The 19,707-nt window shown below is 47.6% G+C and carries 30 protein-coding genes; all 30 read right to left on the bottom strand.

All coding sequences use genetic code 11. The annotated features are described in order from the left end of the window. Nucleotides 1-9: 9 nt before the first annotated feature. The gene (locus EYB48_RS05650; RefSeq protein ID WP_162019322.1) at nucleotides 10-870 is read right to left on the bottom strand and encodes a hypothetical protein; all 861 of its coding nucleotides are present in this window, start codon (nucleotides 868-870) and stop codon (nucleotides 10-12) included. 17 nt (nucleotides 871-887) lie between these two features. Beyond that, entirely contained in the window at nucleotides 888-1,541 is a 654-nt protein-coding gene (locus EYB48_RS05655; protein WP_162019323.1) for a hypothetical protein, read from the bottom strand. Continuing rightward, nucleotides 1,542-2,975, bottom strand: coding sequence for a hypothetical protein (locus tag EYB48_RS05660; protein WP_162019324.1), 1,434 nt, complete (start codon nucleotides 2,973-2,975; stop codon nucleotides 1,542-1,544). Continuing rightward, entirely contained in the window at nucleotides 2,976-3,299 is a 324-nt protein-coding gene (locus EYB48_RS05665; RefSeq protein WP_162019325.1) for a hypothetical protein, read from the bottom strand. Between the two features lie 477 nt (nucleotides 3,300-3,776). Further along, entirely contained in the window at nucleotides 3,777-4,271 is a 495-nt protein-coding gene (locus EYB48_RS05670) for a hypothetical protein (RefSeq protein ID WP_162019326.1), read from the bottom strand. A gap of 35 nt (nucleotides 4,272-4,306) precedes the next feature. Then, nucleotides 4,307-4,432, bottom strand: coding sequence for a hypothetical protein (locus tag EYB48_RS19360; RefSeq protein WP_268895117.1), 126 nt, complete (start codon nucleotides 4,430-4,432; stop codon nucleotides 4,307-4,309). 980 nt (nucleotides 4,433-5,412) lie between these two features. Continuing rightward, on the bottom strand, nucleotides 5,413-5,820 hold the full coding sequence (locus EYB48_RS05675; RefSeq protein WP_162019327.1) for a hypothetical protein: 408 nt from the start codon (nucleotides 5,818-5,820) through the stop codon (nucleotides 5,413-5,415). 216 nt (nucleotides 5,821-6,036) lie between these two features. Next, nucleotides 6,037-6,381: a hypothetical protein gene (locus tag EYB48_RS05680; protein ID WP_162019328.1), complete on the bottom strand. Its 345-nt coding sequence runs from the start codon at nucleotides 6,379-6,381 to the stop codon at nucleotides 6,037-6,039. A gap of 90 nt (nucleotides 6,382-6,471) precedes the next feature. Further along, nucleotides 6,472-6,696 carry a hypothetical protein gene (locus tag EYB48_RS05685; protein ID WP_162019329.1) on the bottom strand — a complete coding sequence of 75 codons (225 nt, stop codon included), beginning with the start codon at nucleotides 6,694-6,696 and terminating at the stop codon, nucleotides 6,472-6,474. Continuing rightward, complete coding sequence (locus EYB48_RS05690) at nucleotides 6,693-6,923, bottom strand: hypothetical protein (RefSeq protein WP_162019330.1); 231 nt, start codon at nucleotides 6,921-6,923, stop codon at nucleotides 6,693-6,695. Before EYB48_RS05690 ends, EYB48_RS05685 begins: the two co-directional genes overlap by 4 nt. A gap of 5 nt (nucleotides 6,924-6,928) precedes the next feature. Further along, nucleotides 6,929-7,204, bottom strand: a complete 276-nt coding sequence (locus EYB48_RS05695; RefSeq protein ID WP_162019331.1) for a hypothetical protein — start codon at nucleotides 7,202-7,204, stop codon at nucleotides 6,929-6,931. A gap of 19 nt (nucleotides 7,205-7,223) precedes the next feature. After that, on the bottom strand, nucleotides 7,224-7,757 hold the full coding sequence (locus tag EYB48_RS05700) for a hypothetical protein (RefSeq protein ID WP_162019332.1): 534 nt from the start codon (nucleotides 7,755-7,757) through the stop codon (nucleotides 7,224-7,226). After that, on the bottom strand, nucleotides 7,754-8,326 hold the full coding sequence (locus EYB48_RS05705; RefSeq protein WP_162019333.1) for a Lar family restriction alleviation protein: 573 nt from the start codon (nucleotides 8,324-8,326) through the stop codon (nucleotides 7,754-7,756). The genes EYB48_RS05700 and EYB48_RS05705 overlap by 4 nt, the downstream gene beginning before the upstream one ends. After that, complete coding sequence (locus EYB48_RS05710) at nucleotides 8,323-8,640, bottom strand: hypothetical protein (protein ID WP_162019334.1); 318 nt, start codon at nucleotides 8,638-8,640, stop codon at nucleotides 8,323-8,325. The genes EYB48_RS05705 and EYB48_RS05710 overlap by 4 nt, the downstream gene beginning before the upstream one ends. Next, a complete protein-coding gene (locus EYB48_RS05715; protein ID WP_162019335.1) occupies nucleotides 8,637-9,290 on the bottom strand; it encodes an ASCH domain-containing protein in 654 nt (217 codons plus the stop codon). Before EYB48_RS05715 ends, EYB48_RS05710 begins: the two co-directional genes overlap by 4 nt. After that, nucleotides 9,287-9,505, bottom strand: coding sequence for a hypothetical protein (locus tag EYB48_RS05720; protein ID WP_162019336.1), 219 nt, complete (start codon nucleotides 9,503-9,505; stop codon nucleotides 9,287-9,289). The genes EYB48_RS05715 and EYB48_RS05720 overlap by 4 nt, the downstream gene beginning before the upstream one ends. Beyond that, entirely contained in the window at nucleotides 9,502-10,035 is a 534-nt protein-coding gene (locus EYB48_RS05725; protein WP_162019337.1) for a hypothetical protein, read from the bottom strand. The genes EYB48_RS05720 and EYB48_RS05725 overlap by 4 nt, the downstream gene beginning before the upstream one ends. Next, nucleotides 10,032-10,484 carry a hypothetical protein gene (locus EYB48_RS05730; RefSeq protein ID WP_162019338.1) on the bottom strand — a complete coding sequence of 151 codons (453 nt, stop codon included), beginning with the start codon at nucleotides 10,482-10,484 and terminating at the stop codon, nucleotides 10,032-10,034. Before EYB48_RS05730 ends, EYB48_RS05725 begins: the two co-directional genes overlap by 4 nt. Beyond that, on the bottom strand, nucleotides 10,481-11,371 hold the full coding sequence (locus EYB48_RS05735; RefSeq protein ID WP_162019339.1) for a hypothetical protein: 891 nt from the start codon (nucleotides 11,369-11,371) through the stop codon (nucleotides 10,481-10,483). The genes EYB48_RS05730 and EYB48_RS05735 overlap by 4 nt, the downstream gene beginning before the upstream one ends. Nucleotides 11,372-11,378: 7 nt before the next feature. After that, on the bottom strand, nucleotides 11,379-11,807 hold the full coding sequence (locus EYB48_RS05740) for a hypothetical protein (protein ID WP_162019340.1): 429 nt from the start codon (nucleotides 11,805-11,807) through the stop codon (nucleotides 11,379-11,381). Between the two features lie 205 nt (nucleotides 11,808-12,012). Continuing rightward, nucleotides 12,013-12,336, bottom strand: coding sequence for a hypothetical protein (locus EYB48_RS05745; RefSeq protein ID WP_162019341.1), 324 nt, complete (start codon nucleotides 12,334-12,336; stop codon nucleotides 12,013-12,015). 101 nt (nucleotides 12,337-12,437) lie between these two features. Beyond that, entirely contained in the window at nucleotides 12,438-13,865 is a 1,428-nt protein-coding gene (locus EYB48_RS05750) for a hypothetical protein (protein WP_162019342.1), read from the bottom strand. A 101-nt stretch (nucleotides 13,866-13,966) separates the two neighbouring features. Further along, a complete protein-coding gene (locus EYB48_RS05755; RefSeq protein ID WP_162019343.1) occupies nucleotides 13,967-14,683 on the bottom strand; it encodes a terminase small subunit in 717 nt (238 codons plus the stop codon). 342 nt (nucleotides 14,684-15,025) lie between these two features. Continuing rightward, nucleotides 15,026-15,709 (bottom strand): helix-turn-helix domain-containing protein, encoded by a 684-nt coding sequence (locus tag EYB48_RS05760; protein WP_162019344.1) that lies wholly within the window; start codon nucleotides 15,707-15,709, stop codon nucleotides 15,026-15,028. Further along, nucleotides 15,710-16,102, bottom strand: coding sequence for a Ref family recombination enhancement nuclease (locus EYB48_RS19510; RefSeq protein ID WP_202927678.1), 393 nt, complete (start codon nucleotides 16,100-16,102; stop codon nucleotides 15,710-15,712). It lies immediately after the preceding gene. A gap of 54 nt (nucleotides 16,103-16,156) precedes the next feature. Continuing rightward, complete coding sequence (locus EYB48_RS19515; RefSeq protein ID WP_235934915.1) at nucleotides 16,157-16,453, bottom strand: hypothetical protein; 297 nt, start codon at nucleotides 16,451-16,453, stop codon at nucleotides 16,157-16,159. A 183-nt stretch (nucleotides 16,454-16,636) separates the two neighbouring features. Continuing rightward, nucleotides 16,637-17,803: a DNA-methyltransferase gene (locus EYB48_RS05775; protein ID WP_162019346.1), complete on the bottom strand. Its 1,167-nt coding sequence runs from the start codon at nucleotides 17,801-17,803 to the stop codon at nucleotides 16,637-16,639. Between the two features lie 53 nt (nucleotides 17,804-17,856). After that, nucleotides 17,857-18,603, bottom strand: a complete 747-nt coding sequence (locus EYB48_RS05780) for a phage antirepressor KilAC domain-containing protein (protein ID WP_202927679.1) — start codon at nucleotides 18,601-18,603, stop codon at nucleotides 17,857-17,859. Between the two features lie 15 nt (nucleotides 18,604-18,618). Further along, nucleotides 18,619-19,254: a beta clamp domain-containing protein gene (locus tag EYB48_RS05785; protein WP_162019347.1), complete on the bottom strand. Its 636-nt coding sequence runs from the start codon at nucleotides 19,252-19,254 to the stop codon at nucleotides 18,619-18,621. Continuing rightward, entirely contained in the window at nucleotides 19,251-19,679 is a 429-nt protein-coding gene (locus tag EYB48_RS05790; RefSeq protein ID WP_162019348.1) for a hypothetical protein, read from the bottom strand. Before EYB48_RS05790 ends, EYB48_RS05785 begins: the two co-directional genes overlap by 4 nt. Nucleotides 19,680-19,707: the final 28 nt, after the last annotated feature.

Consider the following 19,707-nt stretch of genomic DNA (forward strand, 5'->3'; position numbering starts at 1 on the left):
ATGCAATCCCTATCGAATGAAGCGATTGGTGATACGGTCATTTTCATCAACCTTCTTTGCCTTATTTTCACCAGGCACTTCAACCCCAAAGAGCGGAGCATCCTTAAAGTAAGCGATATCACCCATTAACCGGTGCGCACTATTTTTATCCACCACGAGCGGGCTAATAGACTCAAACGAAAGTGAATCGAGAGCAACCCCAGCTCCGCGAGATGACGAAATTAGACTGAGGTAATGTTCATTTTCAGCAGTCAGCTTAGCCACGATATCCAGGGCATTTGCATGCTCGTTATTCAGACTATCAAGGAGCTTTAGCACTCCAATCAATTGCCGGTTGTACTCATCAGCGACAAAATTGCCAATATCGTCCAGAGTCATTCCGGACGAACCAACACTATCCAGCGACAATTCATAACCACGATTTGTAGTGAAATTTGGCTCCAAGACATAGTCAAATCCATAAAATTCAGGCTTTAACTCATCTATTGCCGAACTAAAACCGCCCGTCTTCCTTGCGAAAAGACGCTGAGCCAAGTTGCCAGAATTTGTATCCAGGAATTCAGCCTCATGCTCAATGGTTCCGTCGTCGTATGCTTTTAGGTGTATCGTTACCATGGCTGGCTCAATCGATACATGACGCCCATCTACGATGCCACCCTCCGCGGGATTCAATCCGAATTTGATGCGAGGCCAATGCCCGTAGTACCCAAACATATCACGATGCTTTACCTTCTCCTGAGTAGCCCCGCTATTAATAGCTCGAACTATTGCCGGGATATCGAAATTGCGCTCTTTACCTCTGAATTTCCTTCCGCGATCCTTCAGGTTGTATTTGATAATCCCTGTCTGGTTAGATGGCTTGCCGCTCATATATTCACCCTTAAACCCTATAAAATTACCGCTGCACAGTCAAAAACCGCCAGGTTGCGCAACTCCACCCCATTTGCAAACGCCAGGGATGAAGCACTTCGCTTAAGCACGGTAATGTCGATCACAAACTTCGCCGGAGTTACCGATCGCAATGCCGGCAACACTGTAGAAAAAACCTCTGATCCACCAATTCCAGCCGCTTGATTGGCGTCACCATCAATAGAAATGCGTATACGACTTGTCAGGTAGTGCGTCGAGTTTGGATCCTCAGATGTGATTTTTGACCGCGCAACAATGCCCGCTGGGTACTGCTTTAACTTGTCATGCCACATCTGATCGACCACCCACCCATTCGGCCAAATCAACTGCAAGTAAGTTCGCAGAAAATGCATGCCCCGCTTTGGGTTTCTCGCCTTCCATGCTTTCAGCAGGTACCTCATTGCCGGGTCAATTGAGTTAATCAGTGCCAAGCCCTCGCGACTAACATTTCGCTCAATAAGTGCCAGCCTACCCAAGTGCGGCGCGCCAAGCACATTGATGTCGCGCTCGCTGCTGCGCAAATATGACTCAAATATGCCAATGAATTGAGCTTTCAGTTCCTCTTCAATAGAGTCAAAATCATTGCTCTTTTTGAGCGGATTTAGACTGACCACATCATGCGAATCGATCACTTACATACCCCATCCATTGAGATTGTAATTTGCCCGAGTGACGTTGATAGTTAGGCTATCCGCCGTCATAAAGCGAAATTGTTCCGGCAGTTGAGCTCCGGCAATCGGAGCTATATTTACGGTGAAATCAGCACCGTTATCCTGCAGTGCTGGAACCTTTTCCCTTAGCAGCTCATAGACTCGCTTGTACATTGGCATGCTCATTCCTATCCTTACAGCCGGCGATGAGGCGCCATACTCTGCAAGCAACACATCCCTGATGCTCTGACGAACCGACTCTGTATCATTGACCCTTGCGACCGATGCATTCACGGTTGCAACAACGTTAGAAATAACTGGGGCAACGAATGCCACTTTGAATGAGTCATCGGCATCGATAACAACATTGCGAATCATCTCCTGTATAGCCGCCCGGGACGAGCCAATCGGCTCTAAAAATGAGATGAACAACGTATTAATGTTGCTTACGTTTGCACCGCGAACCGACTCTTCAACAGACTCATTCCAGACAGATAAGAATCTAAGATTTGGAACGTTTCTGCGGATTAAAAAATCAAACTCACCCAGGAATACGGCGCTTGAGTCGTATGCGGCCGGGTATTTACACAGCTCACGAAGTGTTGGCACGTCCATAGGGTTTGCGCCTGCAACTAAAAGCGCATCCATGGATATCTTTATTTGAGCGTCCTGCGGAGTGTAGGAATACTGCAGTGAAAATGGACTCCCAGATGGAACTTGGATTTCACCTGACGTTTCACGGACAAGTACCGAATAAACGTCACCGGCCTTTGGCTGATGACCAATCACTTGATCGTATCCGAGCACAATAAATATCTTCCGGTACTCATCGCATTCAATATTGAATACAGCATCACCACTGGCTACGTTTGTGAACTCTCGAGAGTATCTGTATTCAGTTCCTCCAGAGTCCTTTAACCTGATCCCGCAGATCGTTTTTCCATCAGTCGAGGCGGGGACTTCGACCTTGTAGAACGGCATAGAAACAGAAACGGTATGGTCAAAGGTTCGCGTCTGAGCCTGAACGAGCTCTGCGAAACCGTCTGAGCCTGGCGGAACCGTCACTGGCAAATCAACTTCATACAGATTTCCGCTGGAGTCAATCAATGCCCGTCCACTATTCAGCTGATATGGAGAGCTTGAGCTATTTGAGACCTTCACACGAACACGCGATGGCAGCGACATAGGAACCAATCCCTTTAGCGCAGCGTCGGCCAAAACAGTGGCATCGCGAGTTTTACTGAATGGCTCCATCATCCCAATTTCCATTTGCTGGGATAACATCGCCAACATTTGAGCCATTGCTGACTGCGCTTGCAAAATTCGCGGATCACCCGCCTGATACAGCGCAGCCACAGAAGGGTACTGCGCTACGGTCGACTCAATAACGTTCAGAAAATCCTGCTTCGTATGCATCTATCTACCTCCCACTGTAACGCTCACCCCATCCGATGAAATCATGGATCCAGCAATATCCACTATGAGCAATCGCTTGTCGGGCTCAATATCTTGGTAATAAATATTAATTGCGCCATTCGGAAGAGCACTCAGAACCGGGATGTCTTGCCGCATTTTTGCAATAAGTGACTGAGACATACCCGCAGATTCTGGGTACTGCAAAAAAGACTTAACGTCATTCCCGTAATCGGAGCCAAGATACGAGCCAACCGGCGTGGCGAGCCAATGGCGAACCATGCCCTGTATGTCTACTGCTGTAATGATCGGCTTTGATGAATTCATTCCTCAATTATCATGTGTGCTTTCATACCAAAATTTCCGCGTTTTCCCTGAAAACAAAAAAGCCTGCAACAATGCAGGCTTTTCATTCAGGCTAGGCCATCCAATTCTATTCAGTTCCTAGGTTTTATCCATTCCCTAGGCGATCTCTGGTTTATGTAACTAGCCGTACTCCAGCTGAATCGGTCTCGCAATATGCTCCGTTTCAGCAATACAGAGTTCCGGCCTGTTCCAATAATGCATATAGCTAAACAAGAGACCTTCAATTATTGCCGGGGAGAAGGCAACAATCAAAAAAAACCTCATCACTAATCTAAGCATTCATATCCTAAAAAAAATTTGCACGAATTAGGCTAGCCCCGAGTTACTAAGACCTTCGCACTGCTCCTCTTGACCCCAGATTTACCATGCAAGCTCATGGTGGAATATCACCTGCTTTCGCAGCCCTCGATCCGAGTACGAGGGGATTACCAACAAATTTTATTGCTGACCCTGCTTTGAAGCAGAGTTCAATTTATCCAAGTCAGCCTTAGCATCTGCAGCTTGTTTATCAGCGGCGGCTTTCGCCTCCTCAGCCTGCTTCAGCTTGAGCGCAGCCATTTCTTGGCGCTGCTTTTCAACGGCGGCAGCATCTGCCTTTACGCTCAATTCCATTGCAAGTGCTTTTTCATCGCGCTCTTTTGCCGACGACAAATAAAGGGAGGCGCATGCCTGATGAAACTCAGCATGTGTCATTGTTTTTCCTGTTTCCTCACCCGTTTCCTGGTTAATTAACGGGAATTTCTTTTGCGGGTCAACGAATTGGACGATGATACTGTCCACTTGGTTGCCTATCGATTTATCACCCAAAACTACGCGATCTTCCTCGAGGAAGTGAACAGTTGGAGTTTGACCAAAGCTGTTTTCCGCTACGAATCGCATGCAGCGACGATATGAAACGCCACTGAGGTTTGTTTGTCGATAATTTTGAGGCATATAACACCTTATCTGATTGGGTTAAGTTTATAAAATCAGGCTTCTACTTCTATGTGGCGGCCGGCACTGCCTTCTTCCGGCATGCCGTGCAGTAAGGTCAGTGCGCCAGCTTTTGCGCCATCCCCGGCAACGACTTGTTTTCTGCTTATTACGTAGCGCATCAGCCTGCGCAATTCCCCCACACAGAAGCGGCCTCTGGTCGTGACGATCCCAGAACCACTAGAGCCAGTGGACACCGTGCACAGTGCTACCCACCTCCCTTGCGCAGTACGCCTATTCGCCGCCGCTTCTGTGTGGTTCCTGACTCTTACCCGGCCAGGTTAGGTGTGGCGCGCAATACTCTTAATGACTATGAGTTACTAGCCTCCTGCCGGTCGCCAGACACCGGCTCTTATCCCTTCGCTTTCAGAGGCAATCCAGTCTTGCGACGCGCTAGGGGTCTACTACTTACAACACCACACAGAAGCGGGTAGGGCGCTACTCCTACTATCCTCAAAGGCCGACAAAGCCTTTACCTGCATGCGGGTCGGGATCGATACCGATTGCCGCCAATTTTTACTTCGATCTACTGTGCTTTTTCAGGTGAGCGCAGCAACTTTGCTCTGCGTGTCTGCTTTCCACGCCTCCGCTTTTGTGTGGCCTCTCCTTTAATACTTCGCTGGCGGAGAGCTACCAGCCGGATTTTTCGGACACCGGAGTCGGAACGGGGCAGTTGTGAGGCTCCCTGCTCAGGGCGAGTCATTTTGTTCATCCACTTTCTTTTCTGCTGCAATTCTGGCGCTACAACAGAGTCATGCTTTCGCCTTCACCAACAAGTTAGGGGGTCTGGACTTGATACCAGCTTGTCGGATTACTGCGATACCGAGTCGCGTGTGGTTGTCGTCACATTTACCCACAACTTCATTTCCTCTCCCTAGTTCACAGCTCGCACCAAAACTGCTAAGTGATTTGCGAGTCGAATATTTCTGCATCTAGTTCTGCACTTCCTTCAGTGCTGCCCCCTAACTTCTTGGCTCCGGCCTTTCTGCCGGATCGGCTACAGCAATTGTTTTTTCTGCTGATTCAAGTAGCTTTTCTCAGAGTTCCAACGCGCTCAACAAAGATGCGCAATCCATTTGAGAATTATATTAGCCATTTATGATTATTTGCAACTAAATTTTTCCGCTTTTAACTTATTAATGACGAACCTGACAATTGCATGTCGAACGCACTCGTCTTTGGACGAAAAATTCATGTGCTTTAACGTAACTTGACCTAAGTTCTTTTCGGATTGAGAGCTCACAGACACGCTAATTGCGCCCACACCTACAGTCAAGAAATGTTCCGTTTGAAGCGAAATAGCATCATGGGTAAATCTAGTCCAAGATGGCATCATGCAATGCGGCATAAATTCTGCAAAAGAACAGTTGGCAGGAGGCGCGCCGAAGAAGAAACCTCCCTTAAATTGAATGTCCGTCCATCCAATTAATTCCGCCAACTCCATGTTTAGCGCATCAATCTCGTAAGATGCGCTTTCTATCGGAGCTACAACAACACTTTGCTCACACATAAGACCCTCTCTCAATCTTTCGATCCTCGATTAATCTTCGGACACTAACGCGACGGCGATTCGCTTCCCTGGCCTCGCCGGCGCTCATAGCCGGATTAGTCATCAAGTCGCTCATCTTTGATGTTGACTTAACCTCTTCAAACGAGTGAGTTTTCTTGTATTTTTGCATTTTTAAACCCGTATTTGCATATTTAAGAGCAAATAAATACCAGCACTCTAACGGCCATTAGCGATCATGTAGGGCTTCCATTTATCCTCGCCCTTTATTGAGTCACCGCGAACCATGATTAACATATCTTTGAATTTTCCGGTCTTTTCCGCGACGCTGATATAGTCGGAGCAAGGGTGAGGACTTCCAAACGGCGCGCTAATTGGCTTTGCTTTACGCTTTCCGTTAAACAGTTCGCCCTGCTTAACCTCTACAGCAGCATTGAAATCAGATTGGGACATTGTGAAGTCCTTGTCTTCTTTTCGCACCTTTGCAATTTGGCGCTTTATACACGCATCAGCAATCGGCCTCAGTGATGAATACGAAACACCAAAAACAATGAACGCTGACATTTCAGAACCCTCCTTTGTGGCTAGTTAATAATTCATTTAATGCTTATTATATCCGTATTTGGCTATTTGAGGATTATTTTTTGTCGCTCATCAGCACGGATAACCCTCTTTTAACGAGGTATCGCCTTCATGGTACGCATAGAAGCTGCCGGCAACGTGAAAGCACGATGATTCGCACGTTTCATCTTGGTTGCGACCATTAGGGCAACGGTAAATAGTGCCATTGATCTTGCCATCGCCGAAACCAGCCAGGCGCCCAAACACATCATCATGGATCAGTTCAGCGCCGCAGTACGGGCATTCAATTCCACTCACGAGGCACCCCTACTAATCTTCGTAATGGCCTCATTCGCATACGAGATACACTGACCAGGCAACATACCTCCATCATTACCGGAATTAGCAATTTTCTCCAAAGTCAATTTCATTTCCTTGTGCTCAGAGATAAGCTTACGTATTGCGTCAGCCTCTTTGAAGTCATCGCCACGCGCCATCCATACAGCTGCGCATTCAGCATTTTTATACAGTTCTGTAGTAATCATCGAAGTTACTCCTCGCAACCTGTTTTTTCCGCCCCGCCAAGCTGCCCAGTCATCAGTTTTTTAATTTTCTTGATGCTGAAACGGCTCTCTTCATGAATTCGAATAGCTATTACGGATCCAATAGGCAGTCGGAATGAACGGATTTTACTGATAACCGGTGGAGCCACGCCCAACAGTCGAGCCAGCGCGGCATCATTTCTTAGGCGCAACGAAGAAATTACTTCGTTAAGCAGCTCATTATTTCCATGTTTTGTCTGAATTAGTTTGCTAAATTTTTCCATTTTTATACTCACTTATTTGTTAAGAATTCACTTCATCCATACGAAGGCCGCTTTGAACTGCGGCGATAATTTTGCATAGGTACTCATAATCCGGATTCGGGCGCGATGGCATTGAGTGCCACCAATCTTCACCGAAAATAGGTGCCAAAATGCTTGAGTGAGTCCACAGCTCTACGTTTGTGAGCCCGTCGATATCGTCCAAGCTCTCCCATAGTTGACGAGCGGCATTTTTTCTTATGTCGCGCTCGCGGCGCATTTTGCATATTTCTTTCTTCGCAGCAGGAACAATCGCATCGCCATCTTCGATTGTTGCTGATATCTCTGTATCGAGATTCTTGGCTAGATAGTGCTCATCAAAACTGCAGAAGAACTGGGCAATCGTTCGCTCCCCCATGCACCCCCATGAGGCAGTCCACGCTTTCGTATAGCAGCAGATAACAATGCGGCCTTTGCCTGGCTCGGTGTCCTCCAGCATCACATCGATAGGGTCAAGTCGTACCACTTCTGTGATTTTGAGTTTCTTGATCGTTGATGTCGTGACATTGACCTTCATGCTTCGACCTCATCAAGATAAATGCGGCGGACTGCACGGGCTAAGTACTCTCTGGACTTCTGGTTGCTGCTCTGGTTACCATCGTGGAAGCGCTGCATAAAGGCATAATCGTCGTTGTGGGCGCTCGGTGATCTGCTCCAGTAAGAATCTGCGTCAAATTGCAAAGAGCAATTTGCCAGCAACAACGAAAATTCTCGACGTGTGGGTAGCTCAAATCCAATGGAATTAGCCCATTCCATTGCGTCCGCCCAGCGCAGTTTTGAATTCGGCTTTTGCGGTACCAGCACCAAAAAGTAAGGCCGATCATCCAAAATAAGCCCAGCATTCACTTCGCCAGGCTGAAGCAGACCTGAAATTTCAGCCAGCAGCCCTAAAACTGATCTGGTATTCCACATGGACGTAACGGCATCCAATGTGTCATGGATCATGCCGCCACAACACTCGATTGTGAAAGAGCCAGGATGATCGGGCATTTTGAACCCACCCAATTGCATTGAATGGCGGTGAGGCTCTATGTGGTTAATGATTGGCTCTTTGCCACAGTGCGGGCAAGGTTTTAATTTATTCATGTTGCATCACCTTTCAATGACAGACGCTTTATTTGAATTTCTTTGAATCTTTCCAAATGCCACTCCTCAAGATCATCCCCTAGACAAGAAAAACCAGGGCTTTCATCTGGACACAATTGGCAATCATCAATAACCATTTGACGCAATTCTGTGCAGTCGGCGCATACCTTGAACGAGTGAGTCTCCCCATCCCATATTCCAGAATGGAAGTGATACTTTTCGCCGCGCTGAATCACGCCGCGACATTCGCAGCATTTATGTTCTTTGCGCGCAGTTCGTATCACCTCACGATAAGCGGATGGAATTTCGCTCATGACTGCACGCACTTAAAAGAAATAACCCAAACCCATGGATTGGCATCCCAATCGCCACCGGTGAACCCCCAAAGATCTTGGAATGCCATGATTGGCGGGGTGTAAAAAACATGCTGATATTTGGTTGACTTCCAGCCTCGCAGAGTAAGCTCAAGGCCTTCTGCGATAGCATCAGCCTCACTGATGTCGTTTAGGCGCTCGATGCGAATATCGGTAATTTCAAGGCGTATGCGACTTGCCCAGCGCGGCATATTGCTGGCTCCCTGCCACGGCGCAGGGATTGCATTGCCAGCTCCATCAGTCCATCCCCCGAGTGGAACGTCCCCATCGCGATAAATCACGTCATAGTTTTCTGGTTCATCCTCAGGACTGCCGCCGTCAGGATCAATTACAGAAAGAGCGAAGTCTTCTTGAACCCATAGCTGATCCCCAACTTCACCAAGTGGACATTTCACACAGATAAATCCAGCCTGCCACGCCTGATTAACATGCTGGCTGAGCGTTAAATCAGGGTTCCATGCGCCCAACTCGCGAAGGCGGCTTTCAGTTACCGTTGGCTGAACTTTTAAAATACGGCGTGTTTGCGTTTTGCGCCCGTCTAAGATTGCGCTCACCATCTCGCCAATAAACGCGATTGGATTCTCATTCATGGATTACCTCCTTTACTATTTGAGTGCCCCAGGCAACGTCCTGTTGCATCTTGGTTGTCACAGCCTTCCGAAGGTATAACCTCCATGCCTTGCTTCTTCATGCTATCCAGCTGCCCGCGGATTTCTTTGGCATCGCCAGGGAACATTGACTCCAATTCGGCATCGGTGGACTGTTCCGCGGCGCTGATCGGCATATAAATATGAAAAGTTCTCATGCTGATGTAACCCCTATTCCCCATGCCTTTAATCTCTCCTTCTCGACTTCTTTGTTACGCTTGATCGCCGCTTTGTAGCTGACTTTTGCTTCCTTTATTGTCTTGCACCACTCACCGGTACCACGGCGCGATTTAAATCTGACCTTATTTTTTTGCTCGCCCCAGCAATCCCAGTTATATTCACGCTCAGGTATGTCTATACCCAACCACTCAGGGAATGATTCAACACACTCTGAGGATAGGTATTGGTCATAGCGAGTCTTCTTTTTCGGCGGAGGCAACATTTCAATTGCATATTTGCGGCCATAATCTGTAGCAGCGAAGTAGAAGCCACCACCTAGCCATTCTGCATTCGGCCGCATTGTCATCATGCCGGCGTCAACGAGTGCCGTCAGTCTGGGAAAATCGCTACTGTTTTCACCGGTCATGAAGTAATTTCTGTTTGGAGTTCGATTCCACTCTGTCAGGCCAAGCGTGTGATTTAGCAACTCGAGGTGACCAGGCTCTATTGATGCAATCTGGCCGCTCATGCTGCACCGCCTTTCAGTGCTACATCCTTATTGATCTGATCAAGATTGCTGAATGCAGCCTTCCAGGTTGCAAGCTCATCACGCAACTGCTCGTTCTCTTTGCGCAGGGCTGCTGCGTCATCATTGGTAGGCTCAAAGTACATTGGAATTGAATGACTAGGACGAGTACCGTCAGTCATAAATGTAAGTTCCATTTTTACGCTTACATTACTTCCAATTGATTCAATCCAATCCTTTGCAGCGCGACTGATATACAGCGCTGGTTCCTGAGTCACTTCCGGCAGGGGAAGGGCGCGGATTTCATCTGAAATTAATTTTGCAACTTCCGACGATCTTCTAAGATTATTCTTGGATAAATGGCTTACTTCGTTATGTATTGATCGCAGATATGCTTCAGATTGAGCATCTGCAACCTTCGCGCACTGCTCTCTGAATTTTTCGTAGTTCACTTTGATACCTCCCCATAAAACATCGGCGAACCCTTGACTTCTGCAAGCACTGCTTCGACCTCATCTTTTGAATAGCCCCAGATGTAGCTGTCGCCACCCCGGGGCAGCCCGATATTGTCGATATGGAGTTTTTCGCCGGCATGAATATATTCAGCAAACGCGATGACCAGGGATCTCAGCGTGCCTCCGTGAGTAAAGTTATGCATGGCGCCATCTTTATTCGATACCAGAGAAATTGTGTCTGTATGCCCGCACTTGAACACCACCGCGCCAGCTTGATTAATGGACATTTCTGCGGCGGCCTCATTGGCATAACTCCAAAAGAAGCGTCGGCCATGCCTCGATATGGCAAGAATCACAGCGTTCACATGCTCAACGCGCTTAAGCTTTTCTTGCTCGATGCTCGCTTTTTCGCTTTCAGAAATTGGCTCGGGTAGCGACATAAGCCAGTTGCGAAGTAACTGAAACTCAAAATTCCGAAAGCTGCCGTCGGCGTAGATACGTAACTCACCGCTGTGGTTATGTCGATTTGCGGCAAGATAGTCCTGGCACCCTTTCTCGGTAAAACAAGCAACAACGGTTTCCCACACGTGCATTAATTCATGCCTGTCATAACCATCGGCAACTTCACCGGTTGATCTGAAAATAGCTTCGAGACGCGCAGCTCGCGTATCAGATACCTCTGCATGATCGCTATCCCCATCATGCCGCCACTCGATTCTGCAATCTTGGTATTCAGCATTGCCGATGTACTCGCGCTTTTCCTGGACAACAAACATTGGCTGATCTGTGAACTGGTTATTCTGCTCACGAATCAACTTGCCAATTTGAAGAAGCTGGACTGGTATGAGCGCAGACACCATGTCCAAAGTGTTTGATATTTCCATTGAATAGTTATCCTTTTAAAAAATCACTCTGTTGACTGCCAAAAAATGCCGACACCATTTGATCCCGGCGCGGCTTAATACGCATCGCTCTACGCCGGGCATTAAATGCATCAAAGCGATCAGCGTCTTGCTTAAGCCTGTTTCGGTACTTCCTTGATTTTTCAGCGCCGGTCATTGCTCTCGGCTTTGCTGCATCGGCACCAGAGCCAACAATGAATGCCGGCTGATAGAGATCGTGCTTTTGACCAATGTGCGACCACGAAATTATGTGAATTTGCTTGTTAGCGCGCAGGAACGAGATGTAGCCGGTAGCCCAGCGACGAGAGATGCAGATATGCTCCGACACCTCCTGAACAGTCCTGGGGATGGACATAAAGGCGCAGATCCTTTTAATCCGCAGCTGTGCGCGAGGCGAGTTGAATTTCATCGCACCCATTATTTCCTCCCACAAACCCGACGCTTAACTTCTTCCAGGTTCGTGCTGCGAAACCAATGCTTTGCACACGCCAACTCATCCGGCTTTGGCAAATCGCAGGAGGCGATAGGTGCCAAATGCTCACGCGACCGTTTTCCTATTTCATAGGAAACTGTACAAAACATAAGCAGCGCCAAAATTAGAAGAATAATGTCTTTCATGGGTTTTATATCCCGAATTCGGCTAAAAGCGCGCACGAAGAAGCAATAGACTTTCTCAGCTGCTCTGCGGATACATCGCTGCATAAGATCGACTTAACCAAGTCATGCAACTGGCTGACAACCGCTTCGCGGGTTGGCGCCTGATCCAGAGATTTGGAATTTCTAACACCGACCATTCGGAGTGCGACTGTCGCTGCAGTCTCAGAAATATCCTGGGGATTCAACATTAAATGTTTCGGTGAATTTGCCAAAATACCAGCGCCAACCGAAATTAAAGCACTATCGAAAAAGTCAGCATCCGACATGCGGCCAACAGCATTTCCAAGCATGAGAGTTCCTAAATAAGTTCAAATTAAATCCTGATAAAACTTATTATAGCCATATAAGGCTATTTTTGGAACTAAAAAAACTCTTTTATGGCTATTTATTTTTATGCGTCCGCAAACATCTCATCTGCAACAGCTTCTGCCTTTTCAATCGCACTACCCACAATGCCGCTGCTCGCACCACTCTCGGCGATCAGATAGTTAGCATTTTCAAGAAATGCAAATGAACATGCATCCCACAAGTCCGGAGACGGTATTCCGTCAGCAGCCATGTCCGCCTTTTTCTCAATATAGCGACGCGCCTTCTCGTCGTAGTGATAAGGGATTCTTGATCCTTGTTTGATGAGCTTTTTGATTATTGACTTTGGAATATCTGAATTAATCCCGAAGCGCCCCTCCTGGACAGCACGAGCGATGCCACAGCATGCCTGCGCACGCTGGTTGACATACCGCTCCTTGTATTCAGTCTTGAAGTTTGGCGAGCCCCAAAGCACCTTAACGAAGTTCGTAAAATCATTCTTCTCAAGTTGCTTGATAACGCTCAGTCCAATGCCGCCGCCGTCGATAATCGCCGTAGAGTTGGACAGATTTCCCGACTGTACAATGATGTCGCCGTAAACGTCGCTTGGGTCTTTGGAGTTTGAGCAAAGAGGCACGCTGACTATCTGTACTCTGCGCGCATCGGCGCCGTATTCGCCATGGCCTATTACTTTTGCAGCAATCAGAGCGGTATCATCGCGATATCCGCCACCACCGATATCACTTAGCAGAAACCATCCATATTCCTCATCATCTCTAATGACCTGCTTTCCTACGCAAGCCTCAATAGATGCAGCACCGGTCAGGTACTTCCCTGCTAACTCGCAGAACTGGCCGACCACCTTGATTAACCATTCCTCGAGCGAGTATTGCGCTTTTTTCTCAATCAAGAACTCATCAGACACAAGCGGGGAATCTATAGAGCTAAAGCTTAGGGCATTCCATACACCGCCCTCCTCTTTCGATAAGGAGTGATGCTGGTCATAGAAAAAACCACTCTGACGAGTTGGCTGGGATGCGCATACCGCCCGATTTCGCGCATCTGTCATCGATCCAGATATAACACCCCAGTTTGCATCCGGAATGCCGGAGCTCTCATCAAGCAGCCAAAGCAGCGCGTAATTGTGGGCACCGGCCAAGTTCTCCGGACTTCCTTTTGGCGCCGACCTGGGCGAGATAAACCAATTTAACTTGAAGCCCTTGATATAGACCCGCTGGTTCTCAATCTCGAAGTAATCCGCAATCCAAGCATGCGCACCTTTTTGAATGTCAGTCTTACGGGCTGCGAATTCCTTCCAAACGCCATCGGTAATGGTTTTTAACTTCGGAGCATGCAAAAATGTATTTGACGTGTAGTAGCAAAATAAGTGCCACAGCGCGATAACAGAATATCCGCCAGTCTTACCGGTACCATGTCCCGATGTGACGCTAGTTCTGGATCCAAACGGAGCAACAGACTCAAACATTTCGACTTGCTGAAAGGTTGGTGTCATGCCTATCACTTCAATGCAAAACCGCGTTATATCAACGCAATACCTCTCAACAAACGGGAGGTATCGCGGATCATCAAGAATACTTTTCTTTGCTACGGCCATTACTTTTGATTCAATCCAAGTCGTTCATATCGTCCCGATGCAGCTGCGGCACTAGATTTAATCTCCGCCATTTTTTGGTCGTAGATTTCGTTCAGTTTTTCAGTACTAGTGACCGTCAACGCTACCTCAGCAACACTCTCAACTTTGTTTTTTAGACGCGTCAGATTTGGCGCCATGAATACCAGGACGCGACTTTCATATGCGCCAGATAGTCCGCCCTCGACCATCAATGACTCCTGTAGATCCTGGCATCGCGTGAGCGTGTCGGAAAAGAGTTGATGGACTAAATTACCTTTTTCATCTTTTTTCGATGCCCACTCATACAAAGTATCTCTACTTACGCCGATTTTCGACGCAAACCTTGTGATGGTAGGAAAAGTGTTTGTGATATGCCGCTTCTCGAAAACGCCAGGCTTAACTTCGACCTCAACCTCACGGTGAACCTCAATATTGAAGTAGTCCAGCATCATCTGGCAGTATTCTGGCTTGTATTTTGTCGGGCGCCATGGGTCAAGCACCTTTTCTGTCGACGTGCGCCGCTTAGTAGCTGGCTTACTATCTGGTTTTTTTATGGGCTTTTTTTCTTGCGATTTCGATTGAGTCGCAGATTTACTGGCTTTCGGCGTAGTTGATGACCGTTTAGGGGTAGCCTTATTTTGCGATTTTACAGGTACCCGGTCTTTAGAATCAGTCTCAGTAGTTTTCTTGATGGGCATAGATACCTCTTACTTCTATTTTGATGTTTGAAACACCATCATTGAGCTATGGTGCATTGGAACAGAACTAATTGATTTATAGAACACCCCCGCGCCAGATACGTACCCATAGACATAACGCGGGACAGGCAGTGCATTACGTCGCCATTCCAGCTCCCCGCCTCTACCGTTCCAATAATCCCGAACGGTTGGCGAAATCTCTGAGAAGGCTTTGTAAAGGGTATCCAAATCCTTTACATCACATATCCTTTGCCACCCTGGATGCACAGAGCACCACTCCAGCGCACACTGCGCCGCTTCATCAGCCGAATAAAACAGGCAATCAGTCATTGATTCCTATCCCTACTGGCCGCCAAATAGATCCAGCATGCCCTCATCGCTATTGGCCTGACTCATATTGACGCGATTGGAAACGAGTGCCTGCCGGCGCTCCATGAATTTATTTGCTGCCTGCACAACTGCGTGCGCCTCATCAATAGCACTTTGAAGTGTTGAGCCTGCAATTACATCTTCTTCAAACTGTGAGTTCCTACGACAAACCGTATCGAACGCCAGGAAGCATTTATTCATTGATGTGAGCAAGCTACTCATATACCCCTGCATCGGGGTCATATCTGCAGCATTGGCAAGCAAAACAGTAACCATTCGGTCATTCTGCGCGGCGATCTGCTCTCGCACAGCCCGGAGAATAGCCATACGCTCCGCAGTCTCTGGATCACGCTCGGGCTCATCATGCAACCCCATCAAGTAATCCATGCTGACGCCGTATGCTTTCGCTGCTTTTATGAGGAAGTCTTTAGGTATCTTCGCAAATCCGGACTCAACCTTACTGAGCGCGGATGAATTTTTGTACCCGAGGAGTTGCGATGCTTCGATCTGGTCAAGCCGATTTAAATTGCGAGCATGGATCAATCGCTTACGCACAACTTCATTTATGGGCTCTTCCGGAAATGAAGATGCCAAGCGAGCAGCCGCACCGCGGCGAAAGTTGGCAATTGGGTGTAGTTCAGGCATCACTCGTGTCATTCAGCTCTCACTTATAAAACCTAGTTTTTGTTGCGTTTCCTCTATCAACCCCAGCTCCGTAACACCGAACCTGAGTTCCCAGTTTTTCCTGCCCTGATGTATCCCATCTGAACCAGTATGGTGATTGGGACATAATGGGCATGTATCAGTGTCCTTGGCTCGCCGCCCGCCACCAGTACCCGTGCGCCTATGGTGAACTTCGCACGCTACCCACCCATACCCAAGCATTGCGCATATTGCGCAGCCCAATGCGGCGACCTTCGACATATAATCTGGATTTGAATAGCCCTCTTTGCGCTTGGTGTGTTTTTTCTTAAATTTCGAGCGCCTTAGCTCGCCAGCAGCAGCCTTAAATCCACTGCCCCGGCTCTTGAATCCTGATCTTTTAAGCATAACAAACTTAATATTCGTTTATGCATAATTATAGCTTAATACGGGTTTTGCTAGTCAAATAAATGACATCACTCCATCCAAAAAAGCGAGCTCATTGACAGAATTTTTAAGCCATCTTTCATTCTCTGTTGGATAGAAAAATTTGATGATCACGTCTACAAGTTCACTATGCAGCGAGGAGAAATCGAACTCATCCATCTCTTCATAACTCCATGACCGAGGTACCCGAATAACCTCACCTGTCGCAGCATCGACATACTCACGGACAAATGACGTTTGCATTGACAAGAACCAACGCAAGGCATCCTCGGAGTCAAACCGACATTGATTCTCAAAGACGAAGTGAAGCATAAGAAATACCAGGCGATGATGCTTCCCGTTGCGCTCCTTCTTTATATCGAACGAGACGACATCGCCATGGCTAAGCTGGATCCTAGAAATGACCTTTAGGTCTTTCTGTGTTGATGGGACTAGACAGGCTTGCGACCTACCAGGGGGGAGAAAATAGACAAGTGAAACTTTTGGCATAGACGTCTATAAGAAGAAATCCCGCTGAACTAAAGGGGCGCTCCCTATATTCGACAAACATCTACTTTTTTCAAAAGACTTCTGAATGCGCCCCTCAGCAATAGTCAAATATTGGGGAGATAACTCGATACCAATAAAATCAAATCCCTCGATACCAGCTGCTTTGCCTGTACTTCCTGACCCCATGAATGGGTCAAGAACGATTCCGCCCGCTGGGGTGACTAAGCGACACAAGTATTTCATCAGTTCAGTCGGCTTGACAGTTGGATGGTAGTTTCCATTGCGCGCAGACCAATCGGCATCCTCACGCTCTCGCATAGTTGCATTTGTTGATACAGCTGGAACGTCACCACTTTTAAGCCCTTCATTTCGATCCTTACGGCTAGCTTTAGCGCAGTAAAAAAAGCGGGCAGCACTTTTTTCAAGCTCGATACGAGGTTCGTGCGATGCAATACGACCAATCATTCCTCCGAATTTGACTGCACCACTGAAACCATTTGCAGTTGGTTCGTTTCCAGTAATTTTCCCCTGCTGGCCTTTCGCATCTGGGAACGCGGCTAGCACCTCATCACTGCCGTCGTGGATTAAGTTGGCCGGCCAGCGGCCGACGTGTTCACTAACTTCCTGGCTAAGCCCACGCCCATCACCGGCGGAAAATCTACCACCTTGAATAGCCGTGTTGATGCGGGTCTTTACTGCGTCATCACCAACCCTGCACCCATCAATATTCGGCGCCCCCGTGCCATACTCCAGGACGTTCGCAGCCACGGTACCGACAAGTGGCTTTCGCGCTACACAGATCGGCTCGTGTGCTGGCTTGAGTGCGGTGCCCCAGCCTTGCCACTGCCCATCAAGGTTTCTGGACTTCGGGAATCCTGACCCATAAACCCACATAATTTGATCGCGTATCTGGAAGCCCGCATCCTCAATTGCGCACGTCATGCGGTGATAAGTACGAGAACCACTGAAGGCCAGTAAGTGACCGCCTGGCTTCAACACTCGTAGTACTTCAGCCCACATTTGTGGGTTATAAGCGATACCACTTGCGTCCCAAGACTTTCCCATAAATCCAATCTCGTAAGGAGGATCGGTAACAACTGAATCAACGCTGTTATCAGGGAATCTCTTCATTATTTCTACGCAGTCCCCAAGATGCAATGCATATTCACTCATAACTTATTCTTTTTTTGCTTGTTTTAATCATTTTTGAATAATTGTAGGCGCAACTATACGGCTGTAGGACAGGCATCTTTCACCTGGAACTTTGCCCATTCACCGGCAATCCAATGGATACCTTTTGGAGTGAATCTAGCCTGGTTGAATGCGTGGTTGGAAGTGCTCGATGTCCCAGCTTTGATTTCAAAACGTCCACAGTCAATGTGTGGCTGATAGGGAGTCCAACCGTCGCCAAGCTTGTACATGATGTGGCGCGCATTCAAAAACCGCCTAAAATCAGACTCATTTGCCCCAAGGAGCTTGCAAACCTGCCGAAATCCCTTAGAGCCGGTTGCGTCAACGTATTTCTCTACGAATTCAACGTGGGGCTTAGTAGCCTCAATCTGTGCAGCCTGCTCCTCAATAATTTCTGCCTGAGCAAGTGCCAGCCGCAAGGCCTCTGTCATCGTCTTCGGGGCGCTAAATACCTTTTCAGAAAGCTGGTTGCGCATCTCAAAAAACACCCTGACAAGCCTCACCTTAAACTTTCGTACAACCTCGGTGTTGCGCATGTACGAAAACAACAATGTTGCATGATGCTCGTTCAATAGCGCATATTCGGTATTCCCGCCGCCATGCGAGCCAGGCAATCTTGGTCTGATTTCAAATCCGACCAAGCCAAATTCTTCCAAATCTGCGAGATATGTACGAACAAGCTTAATTACACTTGAATGATCGAGTTCAGACCCATTTGCAATATCGATGGATGTTGTAACTAGCTGACCATTCGACAAACAAGTAACAATTGACTCACTCATCAAAAATACTCCTGATTATTCTTTGGGGAAATGTTTAGCCAACTTCAGAAGACCATCCATGCAACACTCAACAGCACGCATTGGCATCATGATTGCAACAGCTTCTGGAACGAGTCCAAACTGAACAATCACAGGCGAACTTTCATCACCGCTACTCCAAAAACGAACAGACTGCATACGAGTGTCCTTGAGCCCCATTCCAAACAAATGCGCCAAAACATTCATGGAAATAGCCTGTGGCACTTTCTCAGTAAGCGCCGCGAAATCAGGTAGCACCCTCTGATAGACCGGGTACTTCGCACCGGTAATCAAGCACTTGTTTGGCTGAACGTATATTTCAAATGTGCCATCAAGCAACATAAGACGCTGCGTTTCGGTGTCTACTTGACACATAACACCGGCTTTAATCTGTGAATTTTTAGCACTCTTACGAACGGCATCCGAATCAATCCGGCAGTTAATCTCTTGATCGCAGATTGCCAGAACATCCCGGATGCAGAGCATCGCATGCCCATTTGTAGCCACCAATACGGCACCGCCATCCTTGTGAGGGGAAATAAAAACACCCTCCAGGTAATAACGAGCACCACCCTTAGCGACAAAGGAGTTCAGCATTTTTATGTATTTGGCCTGAAATTGAATAATGCTCACGCTGCCACCCTTACATTCTGATCAAGGAGATGATGCGCAGAACGTGCGCAGTCAGAGACTAGACCCGTTTCAATATTGGGCAAAATCTTGAAATAGAACGAATGGAAAGCGCATAAATTCTTGTATTCGCCCGTCGTCAGCGTCAGTATGTCGCCACTTCTTTTCCATGCCTTCTGCAGCGATTCGTATGCAGCTGCGGCAACAGAGTCGAGATAAGCATGCCTAGTCATCCGCGCCAAAAACATGCCAGTTACTACTGAAAAAGCAATATGATTCCGCCCGACTTCACCACAAGCATTTCGCTTGAGGGTGTCAAAATGAATCAAATACATCAGCTCAATTTTATCGGCGTCAGCTTTGCCCAATGGCTGCTTTCTAGCAATCAATGCCAACCCAGGGTTTGGAATATTTTTTTTCATATTCATCAGATATTCTTCAAATTATTTGTTATGC

It is taken from the genome of Cognatundibacterium crateris, assembly GCF_010078235.1.
Lineage (GTDB): Bacteria > Pseudomonadota > Gammaproteobacteria > Burkholderiales > Burkholderiaceae_D > Undibacterium > Undibacterium crateris.